This is a genomic window from Streptomyces sp. NPDC057428 (genome assembly GCF_042803195.1).
GTDB lineage: Bacteria > Actinomycetota > Actinomycetes > Streptomycetales > Streptomycetaceae > Streptomyces.
This window is the reverse complement of sequence record NZ_JBHVCT010000108.1, coordinates 1-17,826: the sequence shown is the minus strand read 5'-3', so window position 1 is coordinate 17,826 and position 17,826 is coordinate 1. Positions and strand designations below refer to the sequence as shown.

The 17,826-nt window shown below is 69.6% G+C and carries 20 protein-coding genes; 7 read left to right on the top strand and 13 right to left on the bottom strand.

Translation table 11 applies throughout. The features are described from left to right. Positions 1–149: 149 nt before the first annotated feature. The 4 genes from ACFU5K_RS28080 to ACFU5K_RS28065 form a co-directional block, all read right to left on the bottom strand. Entirely contained in the window at positions 150–1,259 is a 1,110-nt protein-coding gene (locus ACFU5K_RS28080) for a PDZ domain-containing protein (RefSeq protein ID WP_384066561.1), read from the bottom strand. Positions 1,260–1,433: 174 nt separating this feature from the next. After that, positions 1,434–1,604 carry a hypothetical protein gene (locus tag ACFU5K_RS28075; protein ID WP_384066559.1) on the bottom strand — a complete coding sequence of 57 codons (171 nt, stop codon included), beginning with the start codon at positions 1,602–1,604 and terminating at the stop codon, positions 1,434–1,436. Between the two features lie 126 nt (positions 1,605–1,730). Then, positions 1,731–2,192, bottom strand: a complete 462-nt coding sequence (locus ACFU5K_RS28070; RefSeq protein WP_384066557.1) for a molybdenum cofactor biosynthesis protein MoaE — start codon at positions 2,190–2,192, stop codon at positions 1,731–1,733. Between the two features lie 154 nt (positions 2,193–2,346). Continuing rightward, a complete protein-coding gene (locus ACFU5K_RS28065) occupies positions 2,347–3,489 on the bottom strand; it encodes an SDR family oxidoreductase (protein WP_384066555.1) in 1,143 nt (380 codons plus the stop codon). Between the two features lie 192 nt (positions 3,490–3,681). On the opposite strand from ACFU5K_RS28065, the gene ACFU5K_RS28060 reads away from it, so the two are divergent. Together ACFU5K_RS28060 and ACFU5K_RS28055 are read left to right on the top strand one after the other, a co-directional pair. Beyond that, positions 3,682–5,148: a zinc-dependent metalloprotease gene (locus ACFU5K_RS28060; RefSeq protein ID WP_384066553.1), complete on the top strand. Its 1,467-nt coding sequence runs from the start codon at positions 3,682–3,684 to the stop codon at positions 5,146–5,148. After that, positions 5,145–5,693, top strand: a complete 549-nt coding sequence (locus ACFU5K_RS28055) for an NUDIX hydrolase (protein WP_384066552.1) — start codon at positions 5,145–5,147, stop codon at positions 5,691–5,693. Before ACFU5K_RS28060 ends, ACFU5K_RS28055 begins: the two co-directional genes overlap by 4 nt. Before the next feature lie 80 nt (positions 5,694–5,773). Here ACFU5K_RS28055 and ACFU5K_RS28050 read toward each other — a convergent pair whose 3' ends face one another. The 4 genes from ACFU5K_RS28050 to ACFU5K_RS28035 all read right to left on the bottom strand — a co-directional run bounded on the left by ACFU5K_RS28050 (position 5,774) and on the right by ACFU5K_RS28035 (position 9,519). Then, positions 5,774–6,529, bottom strand: a complete 756-nt coding sequence (locus ACFU5K_RS28050) for an AIM24 family protein (protein WP_384066550.1) — start codon at positions 6,527–6,529, stop codon at positions 5,774–5,776. Positions 6,530–6,547: 18 nt separating this feature from the next. Beyond that, entirely contained in the window at positions 6,548–7,228 is a 681-nt protein-coding gene (locus ACFU5K_RS28045) for an AIM24 family protein (RefSeq protein WP_384066548.1), read from the bottom strand. Between the two features lie 11 nt (positions 7,229–7,239). Beyond that, positions 7,240–8,790 carry a TerD family protein gene (locus tag ACFU5K_RS28040; protein ID WP_384066546.1) on the bottom strand — a complete coding sequence of 517 codons (1,551 nt, stop codon included), beginning with the start codon at positions 8,788–8,790 and terminating at the stop codon, positions 7,240–7,242. A gap of 105 nt (positions 8,791–8,895) precedes the next feature. After that, positions 8,896–9,519, bottom strand: coding sequence for a M48 family metallopeptidase (locus ACFU5K_RS28035; RefSeq protein ID WP_384066544.1), 624 nt, complete (start codon positions 9,517–9,519; stop codon positions 8,896–8,898). 180 nt (positions 9,520–9,699) lie between these two features. Here ACFU5K_RS28035 and ACFU5K_RS28030 point away from each other — a divergent pair, with 180 nt between their 5' ends. Next, positions 9,700–10,845 (top strand): ThiF family adenylyltransferase, encoded by a 1,146-nt coding sequence (locus ACFU5K_RS28030; RefSeq protein WP_384066542.1) that lies wholly within the window; start codon positions 9,700–9,702, stop codon positions 10,843–10,845. 62 nt (positions 10,846–10,907) lie between these two features. Further along, positions 10,908–12,374, top strand: coding sequence for an ABC1 kinase family protein (locus ACFU5K_RS28025; RefSeq protein WP_384066540.1), 1,467 nt, complete (start codon positions 10,908–10,910; stop codon positions 12,372–12,374). Between the two features lie 185 nt (positions 12,375–12,559). Here ACFU5K_RS28025 and ACFU5K_RS28020 read toward each other — a convergent pair whose 3' ends face one another. From ACFU5K_RS28020 to ACFU5K_RS28000, 5 genes are all read right to left on the bottom strand, one after another. Then, positions 12,560–12,763: a hypothetical protein gene (locus ACFU5K_RS28020; RefSeq protein WP_384066538.1), complete on the bottom strand. Its 204-nt coding sequence runs from the start codon at positions 12,761–12,763 to the stop codon at positions 12,560–12,562. Between the two features lie 135 nt (positions 12,764–12,898). Next, positions 12,899–13,258 (bottom strand): hypothetical protein, encoded by a 360-nt coding sequence (locus ACFU5K_RS28015; RefSeq protein WP_384066536.1) that lies wholly within the window; start codon positions 13,256–13,258, stop codon positions 12,899–12,901. After that, positions 13,255–13,623 (bottom strand): WhiB family transcriptional regulator, encoded by a 369-nt coding sequence (locus ACFU5K_RS28010; RefSeq protein WP_384066534.1) that lies wholly within the window; start codon positions 13,621–13,623, stop codon positions 13,255–13,257. Before ACFU5K_RS28010 ends, ACFU5K_RS28015 begins: the two co-directional genes overlap by 4 nt. Before the next feature lie 171 nt (positions 13,624–13,794). Beyond that, positions 13,795–14,118 (bottom strand): hypothetical protein, encoded by a 324-nt coding sequence (locus ACFU5K_RS28005; protein ID WP_384066533.1) that lies wholly within the window; start codon positions 14,116–14,118, stop codon positions 13,795–13,797. A gap of 167 nt (positions 14,119–14,285) precedes the next feature. Further along, positions 14,286–16,514, bottom strand: coding sequence for an ATP-dependent DNA helicase UvrD2 (locus ACFU5K_RS28000; RefSeq protein ID WP_384066531.1), 2,229 nt, complete (start codon positions 16,512–16,514; stop codon positions 14,286–14,288). 187 nt (positions 16,515–16,701) lie between these two features. On the opposite strand from ACFU5K_RS28000, the gene ACFU5K_RS27995 reads away from it, so the two are divergent. From ACFU5K_RS27995 to ACFU5K_RS27985, 3 genes are all read left to right on the top strand, one after another. Beyond that, the gene (locus ACFU5K_RS27995) at positions 16,702–16,959 is read left to right on the top strand and encodes a mycoredoxin (protein WP_384066529.1); all 258 of its coding nucleotides are present in this window, start codon (positions 16,702–16,704) and stop codon (positions 16,957–16,959) included. Between the two features lie 212 nt (positions 16,960–17,171). Then, positions 17,172–17,309: a hypothetical protein gene (locus ACFU5K_RS27990; RefSeq protein ID WP_384066527.1), complete on the top strand. Its 138-nt coding sequence runs from the start codon at positions 17,172–17,174 to the stop codon at positions 17,307–17,309. Between the two features lie 64 nt (positions 17,310–17,373). Further along, positions 17,374–17,826: DUF6879 family protein (locus ACFU5K_RS27985; protein WP_384066525.1), on the top strand; the 453-nt coding region annotated here is incomplete at its 3' end.

Here is a 17,826-nt window from a genome sequence, read left to right as displayed (position 1 = left end):
GGTCACGGTGTAGGAACCTCGATCTTCTCACCGGCAAAGTGCACCTGTCGCCATATCAGCTGCCACACACCCCGCACTACCTGCGGATTCGGGTCAGAGCCTGTCGGGTGGTCTTCGATCGGCCCGATCAGAGGTCACCCGACAGGCGCTCAGCCTGCCGAGCAGCTCGGCAGGCCGGCCGTGTCCCCCGCCCTGATCTTCTCCAGGGACTTCTTGGCGTCGTCGAGCGTCTTCACCCGCACCAGGGTGAGTCCGCTCGGCGTGTCGGACGCCGCGGCCGAGCAGTTGTCGTCCGGCGTCAGGAAGTACCGCGCGCCGGCGTCGCGTGCGCCGATCAGCTTCAGGTTGATCCCGCCGATCGGTCCGACCTTGCCGCTGTCGTCGATCGTTCCCGTGCCTGCGATGAACTTGCCGCCCGTCAGCTTGCCCGGTGTGAGCTTGTCGACGATGCCGAGCGAGAACATCAGCCCGGCGCTCGGACCACCGACGTCGGCGAGCTTGATGTCGACCTCGAACGGGAAGGTGTGGTCCGTCCCCGCCTGGATGCCGACGATCGCCCGGTCCTCGCCCGAGGGGTCCGCGGGGTCCGCCGGTGCCTTGCGAGTGGTGAGTGTCACGTCGTGGGAGCCCTTGGGCTCCTTGCCCGCCTTCTCCGCCGCTGCCGCCGCCTTGACGGGAACGACCGTGAAGACCACGTCCTGGCCGGGCCGGTGCTTCGTGACGAGTTTCGCGACGTCCTCGGGCTTCTCGACCGCCGTACCGTCCACGGCCCTGATCACGTCGCCCGCGTGCAGCACGCCCTCGGCCGCGCTGTCCTTGACGACCGTGGAGACCACCACACGGGAGGTGACGGGGATCTTCAGCTCCTCCAGGGCGGCGACCTTGGCGCTCTCCTGGGACTGGCTGAACTCCTCGGCGTTCTCCTGGGTCGACTGCTCCTCCGTCTGGCCGTCCGGATAGAGCGTGTCGTGCGGCACGACCACGCTGTCGTGGGCCAGCCAGCCGTAGACGGCCTCGACGATGTTCATGTCGTAGTCCGCGCCGGTGACGCGGACGGTCGTCATGTTGAGGTTCCCGGACGTCGGGTAGGTCTTGTGGCCGGTGATGTGAAGCACCGGCTCGCCACGGGCGTCGCCGAGTGTGTTCACCGTCGGCCCGGGCGACATCTCCGAGTACGGCACGGGAATCAGCACGCCTGCGCAGAGCAGCGCGATCAGGATGAGTGTCGAAGCGAGCATCGTCGCGGTGCGGCGTGGCATGGAACGACAGTACGGGAAGAGCCTGTCAGTGCACCGTCGGGGCCGGTCCGTACGGGGCCCGGCGACCTGGGGTCCGGCGGGGCGGAAACCTTCCGGGGGCCACTCGCGGCACGTGCTCGCGCGCGGGGCGGACGGGGCGGTGCGGAATTGGCGACTGCGTACGGCCGCCTCGACTCAGACGGTCTCGGTACCGGAGTCCGACTTCTCCATCGCTTCACGGAACCTGGCGTAGCCGGCGAGTTCGGTGACGTCACCGGTCGTTCGATTGCGGGCTGCCCACCCTCCCCATATCGCCGCGCCGAGAGCGGCTATAAGCGGAATCAACAGCCATGCGAGTGCAGCCATCACGACCTCCCTGCCCCATGAGCGACCGCAACTGACGATCAGCAGATTAACCACCTGCAGCACCAACGCTCATGGCAGGGGGGCGGTTACGCAAATCGGGGCTGATGGTCCCGGGACGGTTTGCGCTCAGCAGGCGCCGACCCACTCCTCGGTGCCGTCGGAGAAACGCTGGTGCTTCCAGATCGGGACCTCGTGCTTGAGGTCGTCGATCAGTCTGCGGCAGGCATCGAAGGCCTCACCCCGATGGGCGCAGGAGACGGCTACGACCACGGCCAGATCGCCGACACCCAGTTCACCCACCCGGTGGACGGCGGCCAGGGCCCGCACCGGGAACTCCGCCACGACTTTCTCGGCCACCCGGCGGAGCTCGTCGCCGGCCGTCGGATGGCAGGAGTAGCCGAGCGAGCCGACGTCCTGCCCGTCGTCGTGGTTGCGGACCGTGCCGACGAAGAGGGCCATGCCTCCGGCGGCGTCGTCCCCCACCGCGCGGAAGACCTCGTCGACGGAGAGCGGCGTGTCGCGGATGTCCAGGAGCCGGATGGGGTCCTGGGCCGCCTTCTCGCCGGGGTGATCATGAGTGCGTGCCATGGGGCCATGGTGCCGCACGGCACCGACATCCCGGAATAGCGCTTTCGACCTGTGGTGTGACCGCGTGCTTGGAGTCTCCTACCAGTGTGGGACGACGGGCCGTCCGTCTCCTGAACCGTTTCCAGAACCGCCCGTTTCCTGAACCGTCCGTCTCCTAGAAACGGCGGCGGGCCTTGCGGGCCCGCCTGACCAGGGCTGCCGTACCGAGCAGGGCGACCGTGGCCCCGGCGGCACCTGCCGCGGTGGCGTCCTTGCGGCCGAGACGGCGGCCGGCCAGCGTGTGGCGGCCCTCGACCTCTTCGAGGAGCGCCCCCAGGACCTCCTCGTTGGTCCACCGGGGACGCCATCCCACGTCGTGCAGCCGGCTCACACTGACGACCCAGGGGTGCATGGTGTAGGCGAGGTCGCCCGCCGGGGACGGGGTGAGGCCGATCCGGTGCAGCCTGGCGGCGGCGCCGAGCGCGACGGCCGAGGGCAGCTCCATACGGCGCACTCCGGAGAGCTCCTCCACCTCCTCCTGCTCGAGCCAGCCGTCGCAGCCGACCGCGAACTCGCCCTCGATCTTCTCGAGCGCGGCGTACTCCAGGGCGCTCACCAGGTCGTCCACGTGGCAGAACTGCCAGGCGGGGCGTGATCCGGCGACGACCAGCAGTCTCGGGGACTCGAAGTACCGGGTGAGTGCCGTGTCCGTACCGCCGACCAGGACGGTGGGACGCACCACGGTGACGTTGAGGCCGGGGTGGGCGCGGGGCGCCCGGCGGCCGAGCCTCTCGATCTCCAGCAGGTCGCCGACACCGGTGGCCTCCGCCGTGGCGCGCAGCTCGGCGTCCTCGGAGAGCGGGATGTCGTTGTCGGGCAGAGCGCCGTAGACCATCGCCGAGGTGCACAGCACGACCCGGTGGACCCCTACGGCCGCGGCCGCCGTCAGCACGGTCTGGGTACCGCGCACGTTGTACGCGGTACGGGCGGCGGCATCGGTCTCCAGGTCGAGATCGACCGCCATGTGCACGACGACGTCCGCACCCCGCAGCTTCTCGGCGATGGCCGGGTCCCGTACGTCCAGGATGTGCCAGGTGGCTTCCGGGACGTCGCCTCGGCGCTCGTCTATGGCGATGACATGCTTGATCTCGTCGGATGCGGCGAGGTGGGCGGTGAGCAGCGCGCCGACTCCGGTCGCGGCGCCGGTGACGGCGACGACCGGACCGCGGCTTCGGGATTTCTTTTTCGTGGGCTTGCTCTCGGTCGAGGGGTCGGCCAGGTTTCGCGCTGCGCGAACCTGCGGATCTGGGGAACTCACCGGGCGTCTCCAGTGGTTGTCTTCAGTACGTACCCGAATGACGTGTGCGTACCAGGTGGCGTCCATCCTGCCGCAGGCCGGGAGCCGGCGGAGCACTGAGGCCCCGAGCGTGCCTTCGGTGTCTACGCTGGATGGTGATGTCGGGCAGTCGCCGTCGGTTCGAGCCGGCGGCCCTACGAGCCGAGGAAACCCGTGAGTGACACCCCATTCGGATTCGGCCTTCCGCCGGAGGAGCCGGAAGACGGCGACGAGGGCAAGAAGAAGGACCCCACCGGTGGTGGGCAGGGCCCGGGCGGGCCGGCGAACCCGTTCGGCTTCGGGCCGGGCGCGGGCGGCGACAACCCCTTCGCCGCGATGTTCGGCTCGATGAACCCGAACGACCTGGGGGCGGCCTTCCAGCAGCTCGGCCAGATGCTGAGCTACGAGGGCGGCCCGGTCAACTGGGACATGGCCAAGCAGATCGCCCGGCAGACCGTGTCGCAGGGCACCGCGGACGGCAGCAAGGACGCCAGTGTCGGTCCCGCGGAGCGTTCCTCGGTCGACGAGGCGCTGCGTCTCGCCGATCTCTGGCTGGACGGTGTGACCTCCCTGCCGTCGGGTTCCGTCTCGACGGTGGCGTGGAGCCGCGCCGAGTGGGTCGAGGCCTCCCTCCCCGCCTGGCAGCAGCTGGTGGACCCGGTGGCCGAGCGCGTCGGCATGGCCATGGGGGATGTCCTTCCCGAGGAGATGCAGGCCATGGCGGGCCCGCTGATCGGCATGATGCGGTCGATGGGTGGCGCCATGTTCGGTCAGCAGATCGGGCAGGCCGTGGGCGTGCTCGCGGGCGAGGTGGTCGGCTCCACCGACATCGGCCTGCCGCTGGCCCCGGCCGGCAAGGCGGCCCTCCTCCCGCTGAACGTCGAGCGCTTCGGCAAGGACCTGAGCGTGCCGCAGGACGAGGTCCGGCTGTACCTGGCGCTGCGCGAGGCGGCACACCAGCGGCTCTTCGCCCACGTCCCGTGGCTGCGCTCGCACCTGTTCGGCGCGGTGGAGGCCTACGCCCGTGGGATCAAGGTCGACACCAGCAAGCTGGAGGACGTCGTCGGCCAGTTCGACCCGTCGCAGCCCGAGCAGCTGCAGGACGCACTTCAGCAGGGCATGTTCCAGCCGGAGGACACTCCGGAGCAGAAGGCATCGCTGGCACGCCTGGAGACGGCTCTCGCGCTCGTCGAGGGCTGGGTCGACGCGGTGGTGCACGAAGCCGCGAAGTCCCGCCTGACCTCGGCCGGCGCGTTGCGCGAGACGATGCGCAGGCGCAGGGCGTCCGGCGGCCCCGCCGAGCAGACCTTCGCCACGCTCATCGGTCTGCAGCTGCGGCCGCGCCGGCTGCGTGACGCGTCCCGGCTGTGGGCCTCGCTCACGGACGCCCGGGGCGTCGACGGCCGCGACGGCCTCTGGGGACACCCGGACATGCTGCCCACCGCCTCGGACCTGGACGACCCCGACGGATTCGTGCACCACGAGCAGCTGGACTTCTCCGAGCTAGACAAGATGCTCGGGGAGGCGGCGAACGGCCCCCGGAAGCCCTCCGCCGAGGACGAGGCGAAGGACCGGGCCGAGGGCGATGACGAGCCCGGGGACGGCCCGGCCGACAAGGGCAAGGACGACACCGGCCAGTGAGCTTGCACGACGACGCGGTACTCGTACTCAAGGGCTACGACGACGGCGGGGACGCACAGGAGGCGCACCTGCGGCAGGCGTACCTGGATCATCTCGCCGGGCACCCCGACGGCATGTGGAAGGCCTGCGGCGCCGGGCACCTGACCGCCAGCGCCCTGGTGGTCGACCCGGATCGGGGCCGCGTGCTGCTGACCCTGCACAAGAAGCTCCGGATGTGGCTGCAGATGGGCGGGCACTGTGAGCCCCAGGACACCACCCTGGCGGCCGCGGCCCTGCGGGAGGCGACGGAGGAGTCGGGGATCACCGGGCTCGCCCTGCTCCCCGGTGGACCCGTCCGTCTCGACCGGCACCCCATTCCGGCGCCCTGCAACTGGCACCTGGACGTGCAGTACGCCGCGATTGCGTCCGCCGGGGCGACGGAGCGGATCAGTGACGAGTCCCTGGACCTGCGCTGGTTCCCCTACGACGAGGTGGCAGCGGTCGCGGACGCCTCGGTGGTGCGGCTGCTGGAGAGCTCCCGTGCGCGGCTGAAGCAGGCCGGCTAGCCACCGGACGTGTACGGGGGTGAGGGCGGTCTCCGGTGGAGACCGCCCTCACCCCTTGTACGCCGGGGGGCCGCACAGGCTCAGTTCCAGGCGTTGTTCTGGTTCTGGCTGCGCGCGCCCTGCTGGCCCACACCGAACTGCGCCGCCGCGCCCTGTCCGATCTGGGCGTTCTGCGGGGGCAGCACCTCGCTCGGCTGGACGAGCGCGAAACCCTGGCCGAGGAAGCTCAGCTCCCAGCCCTCCCCCGTGTTGCCACGGCGCCGCATGACTCCCGAGGAGTGTGTCTGGGCCTGCATCTGCACCCGAAGCCCGCTCGACCAGGCGACGATCGCGTCGGCGTCGGCGTTGACGTACTTGTCGGGTGTCACCTGCATCATCAGCGGCTGGCCGGAGGTCATCAGCGCGACCTTGCCGTTCCCGGAGATGTTCAGCTGGTACTTGCCGGTGCCGGAGATCCCGTACTGGCTGTCCACCGCGATGACCTCGGTGTGCAGCGAGGAGTCCAGGGCGAGGACGTACCCGCTGTCGACCGTCATGCCCTCATGGCCCACGTCGACCACGTGGACGTACTGGGCGAGGTTGGCCAGATAGACCGTGCCCTGGCCCGAGCAGCGCATCAGGTCGAGGCCCTCACCCGTGCTCATGCGGGCGCGGCGCTGGCTCTGCGACTGGTACTCGCCGTCGAACTCCATGAGGCCCTGGTAGGCGACCATGGCGCCCTTACGGGCCAGGACGTCGTCGCTGCCGGTCAGCGATACCCGCAGGAGCTGTGGGTTCTGGACCGTGTACCGCTCCTGCGACTGCTGTTCGGTGTAGCTGAAAAGCGGACTCTGCATGATGCGTTCTCCCCCCGCTCAGTTCCGGATCCGCAGGCGGTCGGTACTGTCCTCGCTCGGCTGGACGACGACGATGCCCTGACCGGAGAAGGCCATCTGGTAGGCCTCTCCGCTGCCCCGCCCGATGAGGGAGCCCGCCTTGAAGCTGCGCTTGCCCTTCACCTTGAGATTCGGGGACCACGCGACGAGGGCGTCGGGGTCGACGTACGTCTCGTCCTCACCCCTGCCGCAGTCGACGACGATCGGTGTGCCGCGAGAGGTGATGGCGACCCACCCCGTGCCCTGGACGGCGACGTTCCACAGGCCCTGGCCGGCGAACTTGGCCAGTCCCTTGACCCGTTCCACACCCCAGGTGAGGTGGCTGTCGAAGGCGAGGAGGTTCGTGCCGTTGACGGACAAGGAGTCGTTGTCGAGATTGATGACGACGACATCGGCGCCGTAGTCGGCGAGGTAGAGCAGTCCGTCGCCCGAGCACTTCATCAGCGGAGTGCCCTCACCTGTGATCCACTGCGAGGCGATCTGGCGGACTGCGGGCGGATTGGGCTCGTACTGGATGAAGCCCTCGTAGGCCACCATCGAGCCGGTACGTGCGTAGAGGTCCTGGCCGGTGGCCATGGCGACCTTGAGCATCGCGCGGCCGTGGTTCTCCATACGGGCCGTGACGGGTGTCGGGGCGAAGCCCGCGAGTTGCTGGTTCATGACGGGCTCCCTCAGACCTCGTAGGGCTGGACGACGATGAAGTTTCCGGGGGCTCCCCGGAACTGGAGGTTCACGGTCTCGCCGCTGTGTCCGGGGTACGCGTTGCGGCGCAGCCGGACCTGGCTGGAGAGGATCACCTGCGACGCGGCCGACCAGGCCACCACGGCGTTGGCGTCGGCGAAGGTGGTCGGGGTGACCGGAAGGACGACCGGAACGCCGTGCGTCTTGACGACTACGGTCCCCGAACCCTCGAACTGCATGGTGAACAGGGCTCCGCCGGGGATGCCGTGCCCCTCGATCCTGCGGACCTCGTACTGAAGGGACTCGTCGAAGGCGAGGACGCTCTCGGCGGAGACACAGATGCCGTCGCCCTGGAGCTCGATGGGATGCAGGTGCGCTCCCTCCTCGGCGAGGAAGACCTGACCGCGGCCGGTGCAGCGCATGAGCTGCATCTCCTGGCCCGTCGCGTTGCCGACCATGCGGCCCGCGCAGCCGGCGCCCTTGTAACCGAAGTCGACCTTGCCCTGGTACATCACCATGCTGCCCTGCCGCGCCAGCACGGGCGTGCCGCCCATGGTGAGGTCGACGCGCATCAGCTGCTGGTTCTGCGAGGTCCAGCGCTGCCCGGTGGCCGTCTCCTTGTAGGGCTGCAGGGCGGCCTGCAGCCCCGCACCTCCCTGCGGAACGCCCTGGGGCACTCCCTGCGGCACGCCTGGGGGCTGCTGACCGAAGGGCGGGGCGGCGGGCGGCTGCTGACCGTACGGCGGCGCGCCTTGTCCCGGTACCTGTCCGAACTGCGGCTGCTGCGGCGGCTGTCCGTACGGTGCGGGCGCATGCGGGGCGGGCGCCAAGGGTGCCGCGATCGTCGGAGCTGCGTGGACGGACTGCTGGGGAGCGGGTGCCGGAGCACCGAACGCCGGTGCGGGCTGCGCCGCCGCAGGAGCCGCGGGGGCACCGAACGCGGGAGGCGCGGTGGCCTGGGCCGGCGGGGCGAAGCCCGGAACGGCGCCCTGGGACGGAGCCGCGGGCGCCTCCCCGGCGACCTCCCCGCCGAAGTTCTTCAGCAGCGCGTCGAGTCCGCCGTCGAAGCCCTGGCCGACGGCCGCGAACCGCCAGACGTCCTTCAGATAGAAGTCACCGAGCATCACGGCGCGTTCGGTGGTGAACTCCGCGCCGGTGAAGGCGTACTTCACCACTTCCTCGCCGCCTGCGACGATCCGGATGTACCCGGGGCCGACCTGGGACATCTGCCCCGCACCGTCGATCGTGGCGGTGAAGGACAACTTGTGAATGTTCGCCGGGATGCGGTCGAGGGTCACGCGGAACGACTCGGTGTCACCCGCCTGGGCGCCGAGAAGCTGAATGGACTCCTCAGGAGATTTCTGCTGGTTGAAGAAGATGAAATAACGGTCGTCCGAGAGCTGCTCATTGGCGTCCAGACCGAAGCAGCTGATGTCGAACGTCAGGCCGGGACCCGCGACCTGTACGCCGACGTACAGATCCGTCCCTGACGTGAGATCACTGATCTTGGCCTTGTGGCCGCGCTGAAATTCCCTGGCCATGCGTAACGACCGTCCCCCATCCCGAAGGTGATTGCGTCGCGTCAGGCTATCCGCAAACCACGACATCGAGCCAAGCCGGTACAGATCCGGTACACAATCGGCAACTCACTCTTCGCGTGCGCCAGGCAGGTGCGGGAGCCGCTCCGCCGCCGCGACCCCTTCGAGGTAACCGCGCGCACGCTCGGTGCGGGAGTACGACTCCAGCAGCCGCCAGAAGCGCGGCCCATGGCCGGGAACCAGCAGGTGGGCGAGCTCGTGCAGGAGTACGTAGTCGACCACGTACTCCGGCATGCCCTGCAGCCGGTGCGAGAGACGGATGCTGCCCTCGGCAGGCGTGCAGGAGCCCCAGCGGGTGTTCTGGTTGGTCACCCACCGCACGGACGCGGGCCGGGCCCTGCCCCCGAGGTACTGGGTGGACAGCCTCTCCGCGCGCTCGGCGAGCGCACCGTCCCCGATCACGCGCTTGTTCTCCTGCGCGGCGAGTTTGTCCAGCATCACACCGACCCAGCGCTGCTCCTCGGCCTCCGACATCCGGGCCGGGATGAGGACGATGGTGCGGTCGCCCTCGCGGTAGGCGGAGACGGTTCTGCTGCGCCGGGCGCTCCTGCGGACCTCGACCGCGCTCATCACAGGTGGGCGGGGCGGCTGGGTTGCTGCGCTGCGCTGCTGGCGTCCGGCGCTGCGCGCGGGGGGCTCCCCGGAGACGCCGGGTGAGGAGTCGGCTGACACGCCACGACGTTACCCGCTGCCTGCCGGGGAAGTCCCGCGTCCTCGACCGTCCGGTATTGATCCACTTCTCGGCTTGCACCATTTGAACGACTAATACCCCGGCCTGTGGATAACTTTTCGCCCGTTTCGGCTGCAGGTTGCATTCTGACAACGGATCTCGACACCGAACGGGGAGAAGTCATGCATCCGATGCTGAAGCCCGCGCTCCGGCGCGCCTGGCGTGGACGGAACACCGTGCAATTCGGTGTGACGCCCGCGCACGCGGTGACCCTGGGGCCGATGGATATCGCCACCGGCAGTTTCCTGGAACTCCTCGACGGAACACGCGGACTGCCTCTCCTCCGCGAAGAAGCCAGAGCACTGGATCTGTCGGACCGTCAGGTGGACATTCTCGTCTCTCGCCTCACGGAAGCCGGACTGCTCGACGATCCGGGTGCGGGCGGCGCGGAGGCCGAGGCGTTGCGTCGGCGGGCCGAGGCGCTGGAGCGGCAGCGCCCGGACGCCGCGTCGCTCTCCCTCGTCCATCCGGCTCCGGGCGGCGGACTGCGCACACTCGCCGCGCGACGCGCGATGCGGGTGCAGGTGCGGGGCGCCGGGCGGGTGGGCGCGACGATCGCGGCAGTCCTTTCCGCATCCGGTGTGGGCAACGTCGATGTGCTCGACGGAGGCCGCGCGGAGCCCTCGGACGTCGCGCCCGGGGGCCTCCCGGCGGCATCGGTGGGAGAGCGGCGGGACACAGCGGCCCGTCAGCTGGTGCGCCGGTCAGCCGTCGGAAGGCCTCCCAGGACGGACGGCCCTGGTGGGGTGCCGACGGGAGCCGAGCCCGCACTGTCCCTGATCGTGGTGGCCCCGAGGGACGGTCTCGCGGTCCATGCCCCTGACCCGGATGTCGCCGCGCCCTGGATCGCCTCGGGCACACCGCACCTCTACGCGGGTGTGGTGGAGGCCACAGGAGTGGTCGGACCGCTGGTGCTCCCCGGCGGCACGGGCTGCGCGGGCTGTCTGGCGCTGCACCGGGCGGAGCGGGACCCCCAGTGGCCCCGGATGCTCGCGCAGTGGAGGTCCGGGCGGCGCACCGCGGTGCAGGCATGCGATCTGGGACTGGCGACCGCGGTGGCCGGACTCGCCGCATCCCATGCGCTGTCCTTCCTCGACGGAGAGCTGCCCGCCAGCACGGGCACGCGGTGGGAGGCCGCCATGCCCGTGCTGGACTGGCGATCGGCACGGCTCGGCCCCCACCTCGACTGCGCCTGCGGTGCTGCCGGGCACACTGAGGTGGAGCTCACCTCCGCGACCGGCTCCACGCAGGACACAATGGTCGGGTGACCGCCGCCGACGGAGCGGGCCCGGAATGCATGCGGCACGACAGTCAGGAACTGGAGGGGCACATGTCTGATCTTCCACGGAAGGCGGTCACCCGTACCGCGAAGCTGGCTGCTCTGCCGCTCGGCTTCGCCGGCCGTGCCACATGGGGCCTGGGCAAACGGATCGGCGGGAAGTCCGCCGAGATCGTGGCCCGGGAGGTCCAGCAGCGCACGGCGGACCAGCTCTTCAAGGTCCTGGGTGAGTTGAAGGGCGGTGCGATGAAGCTCGGACAGGCACTGTCGGTCTTCGAGTCCGCCCTGCCGGAGGACATCGCGGGACCGTACCGCGCGGCGCTCACCAAACTACAGGAGGCAGCCCCGCCCATGCCGACCCGCACCGTCCACAAGGTGCTGGAGGAGAGGCTTGGCGAGGACTGGCGTGATCTCTTCGACGAGTTCGAGGATCAGCCCTCCGCCGCGGCCTCGATCGGGCAGGTTCACCGAGCGGTGTGGCACGACGGACGTACCGTCGCCGTAAAGGTCCAGTACCCGGGCGCCGGAGAGGCTCTGCTCTCCGATCTCACTCAGCTCAGCCGCTTCGCCCGGCTGCTCGGCCCGCTGGTCCCCGGGATGGACATCAAGCCGCTCATCACCGAGCTCCGCGACCGTGTCTCGGAGGAACTGGACTACGAGCTGGAGGCGGCGGCCCAGCAGGAGCACGCCGAGGAGTTCGACGGCGATCCGGATGTGGTGATCCCCGGAGTGGTGCACCAGTCGGATCAGGTACTGGTGACCGAGTGGATCGAAGGCATACCTCTGTCGCAGGTGATCGCCGACGGCAGTCAGGAACAGCGGGACAGGGCAGGTCAGCTGCTGGCGCGCTTCCTGTTCTCCGGGCCTGCCCGCACCGGCCTGCTGCACGCGGATCCCCATCCGGGGAACTTCCGGCTGCTGCCGCCGGCGGACGCCGATAGCTCCGCCGCCGCCGACGAGGACACCGCGGGCGGTACTGCCGGACTTGACGGGAACCCCAGCCGGTGGCGTCTTGGGGTTCTGGATTTCGGCACGGTCGACCGTCTGCCGGGCGGTCTGCCTCGCGCCATCGGCGATGCCCTGCGGATGACGCTGGACGGTGACGCCCACGGCGTCTACTCGTCGCTGCGCGAGGACGGCTTCGTCAGGGATTCCATCGAGCTGGAACCCGACGAGGTGCTCGACTATCTTCTCCCGATCATCGAGCCGGCGCAGGTGGAGGAATTCGCCTTCTCCCGCTCCTGGTTGCGCAGCCAGGCCGGGCGGGTCGCAGATCCTCGTTCCCCCGCACACCAGCTGGGGAAGCAGTTGAACCTGCCGCCGTCGTATCTGCTGATACACCGCGTCACGCTCAGCACCATCGGGGTGCTGTGCCAGCTGGGCGCGACCGTGCGGCTGCGGGACGAACTGGAGTCCTGGCTTCCCGGGTTCGTCCTGGAGCCCGGCCATGACGAGGCCGGCCCTGATGACGAGGGCGAGCCGGAGGCAGCCCAGGAGGCCGCGCCGGTCGACGCATAGCCGCGCCGCCGCCGAAGAGGTGGAGCCGCGGGTGCGAGGAGTCCCCAGCTCTCCCTGTTCGAGACGCGCACCGGTCGGGCGCGTCGGTCGCTCCCCCGGGAACCGGAGAAACGGGATCCAAGGGCGGGCAGTGCGGGGCGGGAAGGCTCGCAGATACGGTCCGGAGGGCGCCATGCCCCAGCCCCTCACCACCAGTCGGAGTCGAGCCGGCCCTCGATGGCCCGGATGTGGGTGCGCGCGCAGGCCTCGCAGAGGTACTGCCGACCGCCCTTCTCCACGGAACAGAGCCAGGTAGGAGGCGGGGTCACGCCGTCGGCGGAGGCACCGCAGCGGGCGCACGTCACCCTGGCGGTGGCCGGACCCTCGGTGTTCTGAGTCTCCTCGTCCACCTCGCGACGGTAACGCCGTCGCGAGGTGGACGCACCGCGGGGCCGGCCCCAATCGGACCGGCCCCGCGGATGGGGAGGGCTGCCCGGGCGAGCGGTTGCCCGGGCGGCTCGGTGCTCAGCGTCGCTGGTGAAGCGTCAGTGCATGACGGCCATGGCGAGCGCACGGCGGGCGCGCATCGAGGCGCGCTCCGCACGGCGCTGCATCCGCCGGGCGGCGACCAGGCGCGCTGCCTGACGGCCCTGCTCGGCTTCCCTCATGCGCTCGTGCATATGCGCACGAGCCAGGGCTTCTGGGATGAGTTGCATTTCGCGGGTCCTGTTCTGACGCGAGTCGTTCGCGCCGATGATGGTGACGTCCGGGGTCGCGGAGCCGACGGGCTCCCTCGTGGGGGTGATCATTGGTGCCTGATTTCGGGGGTCATGGGTGTGGGGACGGTCGATCGTGCCGATGCGCTTGCTCCGTGCGGGGGACATGACCCCCAGGCCGGCGGTCACGCCGCGACCGGGTTCTTGCGCGGACGGCCACGCGGACGCTTGCGGGCGACGACGACACCCTGGACGAAGAGCTCGCCACCCCAGACACCCCACGGCTCACGCCGCTCCTTGGCACCGGCGAGACAGGCCTCGACGAGGGGACAGGTCCGGCAGAGCAACTTGGCGTACTCGACGTCCGCCGGGGACTCCGCGAAGAAGACCTCCGGGTCGTAGGAACGGCAGGGGACGGGTACGCCGAGTTTCTCGATGGCGTCGTCGAGCGCGGTGAGCGCGGTGAGGGGGATCAAGGTGGTGTCCTCCGTGGAGCCGGGCGGGGCGATCGTGTCGGAAGGCGGTACGGACGGGGCGTGCGTCTCGAGTTGCACGGTGGTGTTGTCCTCGTCTGGTCTGCCGGCCTGTTGGCCGGTTGGCGGCTGGTACCAGGTCCTGCTTGTCCCGAGGCTCCTTCGTCTCGTTTCATCCGTTCGGACAAAACAAAAGGGCCGCGGATCCCGAGTGGGGTTCCGCGGCCCTGAAGGCGCCGGCCTGATTCCGGATCAGGCTGGATCGCTCCAGGGTTCAGGCCCACGGAAGGCCCACATCGTGTGGTGCTGTGTCGTCTGCTTCTTGGCTCCGGCACCGGCGGCCGCAAAGGCATAGGCCGAGGCCTGTGCCTTCACTACTGCTGCTTCCGGTGCCTGGGTCGGTCGCTCATTGCGCTCTCGCACGGGCAGGCTCGCCAGGAACAGCGGGCTGACGGCGGAGATACCGGACACACCGGTGCCACGAAGCGAGAGCTCCGAGGAGCAGGCGAAGCCGAGTGCGCAGGTGGAGACGACCGACGGATCGGTCATTTTGATGGTCTTGATGATGCTGATCACGACAATCGCCTCCTCTCGGCGTCTCAAGGGACCGGCCGGGGCCGATCCTGCGGTATTCGGATAAGTACAGCACGGATTCAGGGCTTCAGAGAAGACGCTGTTCCCGTGGACAAGAACCTATGGTGACGACTGGTGCCCGCGCAAACTATTTTCTCGACGAGTTTTTCTCACACGTCGCCGTCGTCCTCGCCTGCCCCGATATCCAGCGCCCGACCTGCGCAGATGGCCAGTACGTCGGCTCCGAACCTGGTCAACTTCCGGTTGCCGACGCCGGGGATGACGACGAGCTCCGCCTCCTCGGCCGGGACGGCCTCCGCGATCGCCATCAGGGTCTTGTCGGTGAAGACGCAGAAGGCGGGCTGGCTGATCTCCTTCGCACGGTCCGCACGCCACTCGCGCAGCCGGCCGTACAGCGCCTCGTCCATGTCCGAAGGACAGTCCTCGCAACGCATCAGCTTCATCTCGCCGGCTTCGGTGAGTGTCCTGGCGCAGACCCGGCACCTCACGGGTCCGCGGCGCCGCGACCTCGCATCCCGCTCCGTGCCCTCCCCGCTCCTGCCCGCACCCGAGCCGGGGCCTCGGTCGATGCCCCCGCCGCCCCCGGTGCCCGCCCGCATGCCGGCTGCCGACGAGCCGGGCCGGAGACCGTTCAGGAAGCGGGTCGGCCGGCGTCCGGCGCGGCCGCCGGGCGACCGGGACACGGCCCAGGAAAGCGAGAGGTGGAACCGGGCACGGGTGACGCCCACGTACAGGAGGCGGCGCTCCTCCTCAACCTGTTCGTCGGTCTTGGCGTAGGCGATCGGCATCATGCCCTCGGTCAGTCCGACGACGAACGCGGCGTCCCATTCCAGGCCCTTGGCCGAGTGCAGCGACGCGAGGGTAACGCCCTGGACCGTGGGCGCGTGCTGGGCTGCGGCGCGCTCGTCGAGCTCCGCGACGAGGTCGGAGAGCGTCGCACCCGGTTTGGCCTGTTCGAAGTCCTCGGCGAGCCGGACGAGTGCGGCGAGGGACTCCCACCGGTCCCGCACCGCTCCGGATCCTGCGGGCGGCTTGGAGGTCCATCCCTTGGTGGAGAGCACCGCCCTCACCTCGGACGGCAGGTCGTCGGCTCCGTCGAGAAGGGAGTCGTTGCCCCCCGCGCGGGCGGCGCCCCGCAGGGCGACGCCCGCCTCCCGCACCTCGGGTCGGTCGAAGAAGCGTTCGGCTCCACGCAGCTGGTAGGGGACGCCCGCGTCCGCCAGGGCCTGTTCGTAGACCTCGGACTGGGAGTTGACCCTGTACAGCACGGCGATCTCTCCGGCGGGGACACCGGCAGCGATGAGATCGCGGATCCGGCGGGCGGTGCCCTCGGCCTCGGCCGGCTCGTCGGTGTACTCCGTGTAGACGGGCTCGGGCCCCTTGTCGCGCTGGGAGACGAGCTCCAGGCGATGCTCGGCCGCCTTGCCGCGGGCCTGGGACAGCAAGCCGTTGGCAAGCTGCACGACCTGCGGTGTCGAACGGTAGTCCCGCACCAACTTGACCACGGTCGCGTTCGGGTGGCGGGTGCGGAAGTTCAGCAGGTGGTCGGGGGTGGCCCCGGTGAAGGAGTAGATCGTCTGGCCGGCGTCGCCGACGACGCAGAGATCGTCCCGGTCACCGAGCCAGAGGTCGAGGAGCCGCTGCTGGAGCGGGCTGACGTCCTGGTACTCGTCGACGACGAAGTGCTGGTACTGACGGCGCACGTGCTCGGCGATGTCGTGCCGGTCCTGCAGGATGCCGACGGTCAGCAGCAGCACGTCCTCGAAGTCGATCACCGACCGGTCACGCTTCAGCTGCTCGTACATCGCGTAGATCTGGGAGAGCTCGGCCGGGTCGCGCGGGGCGTCCCGCTGGCTCTTCGCCACGGCGGCCGGGTAGTCGGCCGGCACGGTCTGGGTGACCTTGGCCCACTCGATCTCGCTCGTGGCGTCCCGCAGCTCGTTGCGGTCGAGCCGGATCCCGCAGCGGGCGGCGGCCTCGGCCACCAGCTGGACCTTGCGCTCCACCAGGCGCGGGAGCTCCCCACCGACGGCTTTCGGCCAGAAGTACTGGAGCTGGCGCAGTGCGGCGGAGTGGAAGGTCCGGGCCTGCACTCCGGTCGCGCCGAGCTGGCGGAGCCGGCCGCGCATCTCACCCGCCGCGCGATTGGTGAAGGTGACGGCGAGCACGGTCGTCGGCTGGAGGATCCCGGCGCGCACCCCGTACGCGATGCGATGGGTGATCGCCCGCGTCTTGCCCGTACCCGCGCCGGCCAGCACGCACACGGGTCCGCCCAGGGCCAGCGCGACCTCGCGCTGCTCCGGGTCGAGCCCGTCGAGCACGGCGTCCGCGGAGTCGGGGACCTGCGGGAAGAGGGTGGAGTGCGTTGCTGCTGTCACCCCGCCATGCTGCCAGGTCCCAGGATGCCGGTGCGGCGGTTGTCCACAAGGCCCGCCATTCGTCGTACCGGCCGGGCGGGGCGGGAATGGCCGTCGGGTCAGGTGCGTTCCCTGGAGGCGGGAAGGTGCGTGAGCGTACTTGCCCGCCTTCCCAGTGAGACGTACGAGACAAGGGAGCACCGACGACATGCCGGGCACTGTGACGATGTACAGCACCACCTGGTGCGGCTACTGCCGCCGGCTCAAGGGCCAGATGGACCGCGAGGGAATCGCGTACACCGAGGTCAACATCGAGCAGGACCCGGATTCGGCAGCTTTTGTCGAGAAGGCGAATGACGGAAACCAGACGGTCCCGACCGTTCTTGTACTTCCCGCCAACGATGGCCCTGAGGTCGTGATGACGAACCCGAGCCTTGCCCAGGTGAAGCAGGCGCTCGGCGCCTGACTCCCGCTACGCGCAACCCCCGACCGGCCTGACGCTGCTCGGGGGTTCTGTGTGCCCTGGGGCTGCATCGCCTGAACAAGGCCCGCCATCTACACCCTTCGGGACGTCGAGCAAGCGACTTTCCCGTTCCGGAAAGCGGGGGATCTTGACCATGCTGCCCGCAAGCCAGAAGCATCGAACGCGACAAGGACTGTCGACGTGAGGGGGAAGCCATGGGCGCACCGCTGCGGAAGCTGTCGGGAGACCCGGACTGCAAGAACGGCACTTGCCCGACGCTGTGGGGCACGGACGACAGCAAGGACTACGTAGTGCAGGGCTACGTGATCACCGACCCTGAGCGGCTGGCATAGCTCGACCTACCCGAGGGCGAGACAGCCGTCATGGTCCCGGCGGCAGTGCTTGAGGAGTACTTCAGTGCTCGCAGGTGAGGAGTTCGGCCGTCTCTTCGAGACCTTCGAGCGGACCGCGTTCCGGCTGGAGACGCTCGACTTGTACGACGTGGAAGAGGAGCAGGACGAGATCGCACGGTTCCTCGCGGGCGAGGACATGGGGCCGGAGTGGGACGACAACCCATGGGTGCGCTCGATGACCGACAAGGGCAAGAGCGTGTCCCGCGTTCACGTCCTGCGCTCTCCCTTGACTGACTACCTGCGTTACGAGCTGTCGGCTTACCTCGGCAACATCAAGGCAGGGGAGTCCATCGGGATCATCGACCTTGCCGAGCAGGAGGTGACTGGCCTGCCCGATCACGACTTCTGGCTCTTCGGCGGAAGTTTGTGGTGCGGGTTCGCGGCGCTTGGCCGGGTCGTTGATCCACGCCTGCTGGGGTATCCGGGGTGGTCGGGGCCGGCGGCCGAAGCGCTCGGG